Source organism: Limnohabitans sp. Rim28 (assembly GCF_000293865.2).
Classification (GTDB): domain Bacteria; phylum Pseudomonadota; class Gammaproteobacteria; order Burkholderiales; family Burkholderiaceae_C; genus Limnohabitans_A.
Map to the genome: position 1 here is coordinate 1 of NZ_ALKN02000029.1, position 7,222 is coordinate 7,222.

The window sequence follows — 7,222 nt, forward strand, 5'->3', positions numbered from 1 at the left end:
ACATCTTCCCGGGTCGCATCGTGCTTGCCCTCTTCGGCGCTTCCGCTGGCGGTCACCTGACTGGCCTGGCTGCTGCCTCCAACCTGAGCACCTTGGCTGGTGATCTGTCCACGTCCGCTGGCCTGATCTTGGGCAAAGACCTCAGCAGCAACACGGCCTTCCGCGATCACATCACCGCCAACCTCAAGTTGACTGGTGACTCCCAGACTGCAGCCAACGCATGGTTGGACGGCCAACTCAATGCTGGCGCTGCCCGTGGCGACATCTTGGCTACTGCTGTTGACTTCCTGTCCACTTTGGCAGACACCACCAGCCCCTTCTACGCTGCTGCTCAAGCATTCCAGACAACCGTGACAGCAGCTGTGGCTTGGTCTACTGGTGCTGGCGCTACCCAATTCGGCGTTGCTGCTCTGCGCGCTAACCAAGGCAACGTTGAAGTTGTTACTGGTTCTTCGTTCACATTGACTACTGGTACAGATACTTTCGTGGGTACTGCTGGTAACGATACGTTTACAGGTACAAGTTCCACTTTGGCGGCAACTGACGCTATCGTTGATAACTCGACAACCGATAATGACACAGCAACGTTCACTCTGACAGCTGACAACGCTGTCGCAACAGTTTCTGGTGTAGAAAATGTTAACTACGTTTGGAATGCCTATTCCGCTCCAACGATCGATCTGTCTGGCGTGACAGCTGGCAAAGAGGTTACCGTTTCCTCTAGCAAAGTTGGCTATCTGGGTAGCGGAACCGTTAGCAATGCTGGAACCAACAAGCTTGTTGCTGGCGACGGCATGGTAGGTACAGTCACAGTCACTGGCGCAAAGTCTGGTTCCGTAATCACCGCAGACAAGGCTGCAACAGTTGATGTGACGGCTTCCACATTGGCCACCACCTTCACAACAACAGTCAACGCTGCAACAGCTACAACTGTTAACGTGACAAATTTCGCTAAAGCAACTGTCAACGCTCCTGCAGCAACGGCAATTACTGTTGACGATAACGGCAAGGCATCCGCAGAAACAACTCTGAATGTTGATGCAGCTACCACAATCACAGTGACAGCGACCAACGCTATCGGTACTGTGATTATCAATACTGAAGGTGACGATGCAACAACCGTTACTCAAAACGATATTGGTGAGGAACTGATCATTCGCGGTACTGGTGATTTCACATTGAACTCGACTGCAACTGCCGAAGCGATCACCAATGAGAAGACCTCTGGAACTTTGACAGTTAAGAGCTCCACCACCGGTGCAACAGATGTCTCAGAAGTTCAAGCAAATTCCATCTGGTTCACAGGCATCCGTACTGATATCGCAACAGTTGCGGATGGTGCAAATCTGAGATTTTCTGGCTCAGCTACCGATGTTAACGTTTCTGTTGCCGGTTCTTCTACTACGGACTCAGTGACTGCTACAGTAACTTCTTCTGCAGTGGACGCTTTGACAACTGACAGCGTCAACACCGTGAACGTGGTTGCCGCAGCAACAGCTCGCACTGGTGCTGACCTTACCATCGCGGACATGAACACAGAAGGTTTTAAGTTCGTGTTCACTGGCACCAATGACGTGACAATCACAGATTTGGAAGAAGGTAGCAACGGAGGTACTACAATGGGAACTGTCGATGCAAGTGCATTGGTTGGTAACCTAATTGTTACTACTTCTGCTGCCAACGAAAATCTGACCCTTTTAGGTTCAACTGGCGACAATACTGTTACTACGATTGGCACAACCTCCACCGTTTCTGTTACCACGCAAGCTGGTGATGACACAGTTACTGCATCAACCACCACAGGTTCGTTGACAGTTGTTGCTGGCGAGGGTGAAAATAATGTTGTTGTTGCAGACTTCACGACCGGTACACTTGTAGTGAATTCGGGTGCTGGCGATGACACTGTCGACGCTGGTGATCCAAGCTCTGGCACAGTGAATTTGAGCTTGGGCGACGGCGATAACACTGTGACGATGTCTGATGCCATCACAACTGGTAGTGTCACTGTTACTACGGGCGCAGGTGAAGACACGATTACGATTGGTACTCACGGCGATTTCGCGGGCGCTACTGTGGTGGTGAATACGGGTGCTGGTGATGACACGATCACTTGGTCTGGTGCTGACGATACTGCCTCAACCTCAAAGATCACAATTGCTGCCGGTGATGGTGATGACATTCTTTTACTGGACACCGGTACCGATTGGGATACTGGCACGATCACACTCAGCGGTATCGAGACAATTCGTGTCGCAGGTTCTGATGATAACACAAACATGCGCTGGAAAGCTTCAAACCTGTCTGGACAGACTTACACCATGCAAGCTGATGGAACTGCCGACGAAGGCTTTACCGTGGTTGCTGCCGCTACGACTACAACTATCGACTTGTCTAAGCTGAATATCGACAGGACTATCGACTACGCCGTATCCGGAACCGCTATCGACGCATCCGCTGCATCTCAAGGCGTCGCAGTGACTGGCACTGTGGTAGCGGATACCGTTACGGGTTCTGCATTTGCCGATACCATTGTTGGCGGTCGTGGAGCAGATGTCATTACAGCTGGTGCTGGCAACGACAGTATTGATGTCACAGAAACTACAGCTACACAAGCTGCTGACAGCATCGTTTTTAATGCTAACGCTACAAACGGTATTGATACTATCACTGGCTTGAAAGTTGGTTCCGATACCATGACTTTTGCGGCTGCCGATACTTCTACCGGTGTGGCTGGTGCAGCTACTTTGGTTGCGGTTAACGCTGCACTCGTTGCCGGAGCATCCGCCGTGGACATTAGTGGCTCGATTGCTTTGACAGATGATGTGGTTGAACTTACTACTACACTGTCGGGCTTTGGTGATCTTTCGCAAGCAACCGATGGTACCGAGCTTCTCAAAGCCTTGAGTTCTACTTCGACTTCTGCTACTCAAATCACTACAGACAACACCGCTGAGTTTATTCTGGTCGCATATCAGGGTGGTAAGGCATATGTCTATTACGCCAACGCCACTAACACGGCACTTGTTGCCAGCGAGATTCAGCTGATGGGTGTTTTGGAGGGTATCACTGCTGGTACGCTCACAGGCACAGAATTCGCTCTTGTCTAATCTCCCCAAACGGAGACCACCCCTGCCACTTCGGTGGCTGGGTACATAGGTGAAAACCTTTCAACCCCATCCCTCATAAGGGGGTGGGGTTTTTTATTGAACGTTTTCTTTGTGGGTGCCTTCTCTAAATCCCTACTCCTCATTCCTCCTTATCAAGGATCTATCCATGTCTGACTGGACCGCCGGCTATGTGGCCGATATTGGCTACACCTATGGCTACTACACCGAACTGAACCCCTTGCGCCTGAAACTGGCCTTTGCCCAGCAGGGGCTGGCGTTTCCAGAAGTGGGCACCGCCTGTGAACTCGGCTTTGGTCAAGGCCTGTCGGCCAATCTGCATGCCGCAGCGTCTGTAACCCAATGGCACGGCACCGACTTCAACCCCAGCCAGGCCGGCTTTGCCCAAGAACTAGCCGTTGCCTCTGGCTCGGGAGCCAATCTGTATGACGAAGCCTTTGCCGAGTTTGCCAACCGTTCCGACCTGCCCGAGTTCGACTACATCGGCCTGCACGGCATCTGGAGCTGGATCTCGGACGAGAACCGCCAGGTGATCGTGGACTTCATCCGCAAGAAGCTCAAAGTGGGTGGTGTGCTCTACATCAGCTACAACACATTGCCTGGCTGGGCCACATTCGCCCCCATGCGCCACCTGATGACCGAGCACGCCGATGTGCTGGGCTCTGAGGGCCGAGGCATCGTCAGCCGCATCGACGGGGCCATGGACTTTGCCGAGAAGCTGCTGGCCACCAATCCCATGTTCAGCCGGGCCAACCCGCAGGTGGGTGATCGGCTCAAGAAGATGAAGGAGCACAGCCGCCACTATCTGGCGCATGAGTACTTCAACCGCGACTGGCACCCGATGCACTTTGCCACAATGGCTGAGTGGCTGGAGCCTGCCAAGGTACAGTTTGCCTGCTCGGCCAACCCGCTCGACCTGATAGATGTGGTCAATCTCACCCCCGAGCAGCAGGCCTTTTTGGCCGAGATTCCTGATCCGATGTTCCGCCAGACCACCCGGGACTTCATGGTCAACCAGCAATTCCGGGTGGATTATTGGGTCAAGGGGGCGCGCAAGATGTCCGCGCTGGAGCAGGCCGAGGCGCTGCGCCAGATCCGTGTGATCTTGACGACGCCCAGGGCCGATGTGGCGCTCAAGGTGACGGGCGCTTTGGGCGAGGTTAGCCTCAACAAGAGTATCTACACTCCCATTCTCGACTTATTGGCAGACCATAAGGTCCGCACTATTGGAGAAATGGAAGCCTTGTTGAAAGACAAGTTGAACTTTGCGCAGTTGACTGAAACGGTAACCCTAATGAGCGGCGCTGGACACCTGAGTGCCGTGCAAACAGAAAGCACCAAGGCCGCCAAGACTGCAAAGGCGGTCAATAACCACCTGATGAACAAGGCCCGGGGCAGCAACGATGTGGCGTATCTGGCCAGCCCGGTGACCGGCGGTGGGGTGGCGGTCAACCGTTTCCAGCAACTGTTTGTGCTGTCCATGCAGCAGGGCAAGAAAAAGCCGGAGGACTGGGCCAAGGACACTTGGGCGATTCTCTCGGTCCAAGGTCAACGCTTGGTCAAGGAAGGTAAGACGCTGGAATCGGCCGAAGGCAACATCGCAGAACTGACTGCGCAGGCCCAGACCTTTGCCGACAAGCAACTGCCAATCCTGAAGGCGCTTCAGATCGCGTGAAGTCCATGTCTGATGTCTAAGCCGACTTTCAGCGCGAACTTGCCTTGCTTGAGGCTGAGGGCTTGGGCTGGATACCCTTGGAGCTGGTGGTGTACCTGCACGTCAGCGATGCCAACGTGACCGAGGTCTTGGTGGTTGGTGTGACCGAAGCGGGGGAGGCGGTGTTGCTGGTGGGGTGAGGTTATTGGGGCCAGCAATAGCTAAGTGCCCTGAGCCCCTGCCGCCGTGGAACTGACACTTTTGAGTTGTGCAGCGAAGGCAGCATATTTGACCAACAGCCGTCGACAGGTTTGGGGGAATACCAAAACAATAACTTCTTGGATCCTTAGTGCAGTTCTGAAAAAGATGCCTAGAGTAGACCCCACCACCGGGGGGGGGTCAAATTGGGTTTGGGGCTCCGGCTGTCCAGATACACACGATTCTGGACGAACGATCAGCAGGTGAAATTCACTCAACCAACAACACAGCCGCCCCAGCCTCGGGCATCCCCACCACTTTGACTTGGGTGGCTTCGGTGTCAAGCACTGAAGGGCAAGTACTCAAGACCCGTTTGGGCCAATCCCACAAGCTTGATGTTGGTCTTGTTGAATTCCGTATCCGCAGCCAAAACGCCCAAGCCGCCTACAGTGAAGGTGCCGTTATCCAGCAAATCGGTGAATGTCTTGCGCGTGGCCGCATCCGGGACCTGGCCCACCACGTTGGTGTAGAGCAGGTCCACCACCTGTGCATGCGTGAAGTTGGCACCCAAACGAGCGTTGATGGCCAGTTGCATCAGGTCTAGATAGCTGTAATTGAGTTCATCCACAAAATGCAGACCAATGCCGACAAAGGATTTATTGTGGACTGCATCTATGCCGAACACAGCGCCGAGGGTTTTGGCGGTTATGCCTGCTGGGCCGTACAGGTCGTAGGCTATGGCTTGATCACTGAAGACGATTCGTTCTACGGCCTTAAGGGTCAGATTTCCAGCTAAAGCAGTTATGGTCAGTGCATCACCGCTGCGGATCAATTTTGCGCCCTCCATCTTGCCAGGGGCAAAGGCTTTGTCCAGTCGCTCTGCGCCGGTAAATACGTCATTGCCGGCCATCCAGACAAACGAATTTTTTTGTCCAGTCAGCCCAGCATATTGGCCATTGCTGGTTGCGTCGAAATGAATGTCATGCGGGTGATCAGAACTCAAATACTTGGCGATGGCAGTGTCAGCCACCGGGTTCCAAGCAGGATTTAATTGAAAACCGATGTGGTGCAAGACATTAAATGCCTCTTGCAAAGCATTGGGCTTAAGGAAGTAATACTTATCATCAGCCCATGACCCATACTGCCCTACAAATGTGCCAAGAATTTTGTCAGCATAGTGGTCGTTGACGATGTTGAAGAACGCCTCAATTTCTCTGAGCTGGTATGTGTAGTCCACCGGCTCCGTCAGGTATTTTTTCAAATGCGGAGGAATTTCGCTGCTGACCCATGGTTGCCAAGGATCAATTATTCCTGGACCCGGTGTCACTGCACTGGTGAGCTTTGAGAGCATTACCGGAACAGGACTGTCTTTGATGAATTGGTCCAGTTTAGAAATCTGATTGGGTTGGGGTGTTCCGTTGCCAAATAGAAGCTCAGGTTTTGTGTAGAGCCTGACGATTTCTTCTGCTGATTTGGGCCAATAGTTGGCCAAATCGCCACCCAGCCCTATGACATTGATGAAGTCAAGTTGGGAGTAAAAAGACAATGGCTGACCATTGAAATGTGTCGTCACGCTCAACTGTCCCTTAAAGACCTCGCGGAGTGCGGCAATGTTTTGCGTCCAAATACCCTTGTACTGCTCTTCCAAGAAAAACAGCGATGCGATGTTGATCGAATCCACGCCATGTAATTGCGCATCCTTTGCCATCCAAGTTTGATAGTCCTTTATGGATTTAAAAAGATCACTGACCACGACAGCAGATGCCAGTGTTTGTGGAGAAACCAGAACATCGGTGAGATAGTCAACGATCTCAAGTTGGAGGTGCACCTTCAGGCCAATGCTCTTAGCGTAATCGACCAATTTCCACAGATCATCCGGATAAGTTCTGTCTGGATCGGTGTTGGGATCGGTTGTGTTTTCGGTCTGGACTTTGCCGGTCGTACGATTTACCGGTGTATTGGTGACAAACGAAACGCCATCCCAACCCAGTTCTTTGGCGCGATCCACATATTTCTTTTCGGCCTCAAAACTCATCAGCGGAAAGCCATCATAGGTTTCACCGGCAGGTTTTCCACCAAATCGATAATCAATTTCAACAAGATTCATGGGCTAGGTGCGGTGTTTGTCAACAAAGTTGTCCGCTTTTCTAAACGGCTATCGCCACTTTTTCTGGCGATCTCACATGCTCCCTTGGCGGGTTCAGCCACACCTCCTTGATGTGCTCCCAGTTGCGCGTATGCCTTG

At 52.5% G+C, this 7,222-nt stretch carries 4 protein-coding genes; 3 read left to right on the top strand and 1 reads right to left on the bottom strand.

Annotation, left to right across the window (positions count from 1 at the left end):
- The first annotated feature begins 128 nt into the window (after positions 1–128).
- The 3 genes from B472_RS16560 (at position 129) to B472_RS17460 (ending at position 4,979) form a co-directional block, all read left to right on the top strand.
- Positions 129–3,107 carry a hypothetical protein gene (locus B472_RS16560; RefSeq protein ID WP_157951997.1) on the top strand — a complete coding sequence of 993 codons (2,979 nt, stop codon included), beginning with the start codon at positions 129–131 and terminating at the stop codon, positions 3,105–3,107.
- Positions 3,108–3,273: 166 nt separating this feature from the next.
- Positions 3,274–4,800, top strand: coding sequence for a class I SAM-dependent methyltransferase (locus B472_RS16565; RefSeq protein ID WP_019425725.1), 1,527 nt, complete (start codon positions 3,274–3,276; stop codon positions 4,798–4,800).
- Between the two features lie 44 nt (positions 4,801–4,844).
- Positions 4,845–4,979 (top strand): hypothetical protein, encoded by a 135-nt coding sequence (locus B472_RS17460; protein WP_019425726.1) that lies wholly within the window; start codon positions 4,845–4,847, stop codon positions 4,977–4,979.
- 338 nt (positions 4,980–5,317) lie between these two features.
- Here B472_RS17460 and B472_RS16570 read toward each other — a convergent pair whose 3' ends face one another.
- On the bottom strand, positions 5,318–7,084 hold the full coding sequence (locus tag B472_RS16570) for a hypothetical protein (protein WP_019425727.1): 1,767 nt from the start codon (positions 7,082–7,084) through the stop codon (positions 5,318–5,320).
- Positions 7,085–7,222: the final 138 nt, after the last annotated feature.

Coding starts and splice junctions, on each gene's coding strand:
- B472_RS16570 (WP_019425727.1), bottom strand. CDS start 7,084: ATGAATCTTGTTGAAATTGATTATCGATTTGGTGGAAAACCTGCCGGT.
- B472_RS16565 (WP_019425725.1), top strand. CDS start 3,274: ATGTCTGACTGGACCGCCGGCTATGTGGCCGATATTGGCTACACCTAT.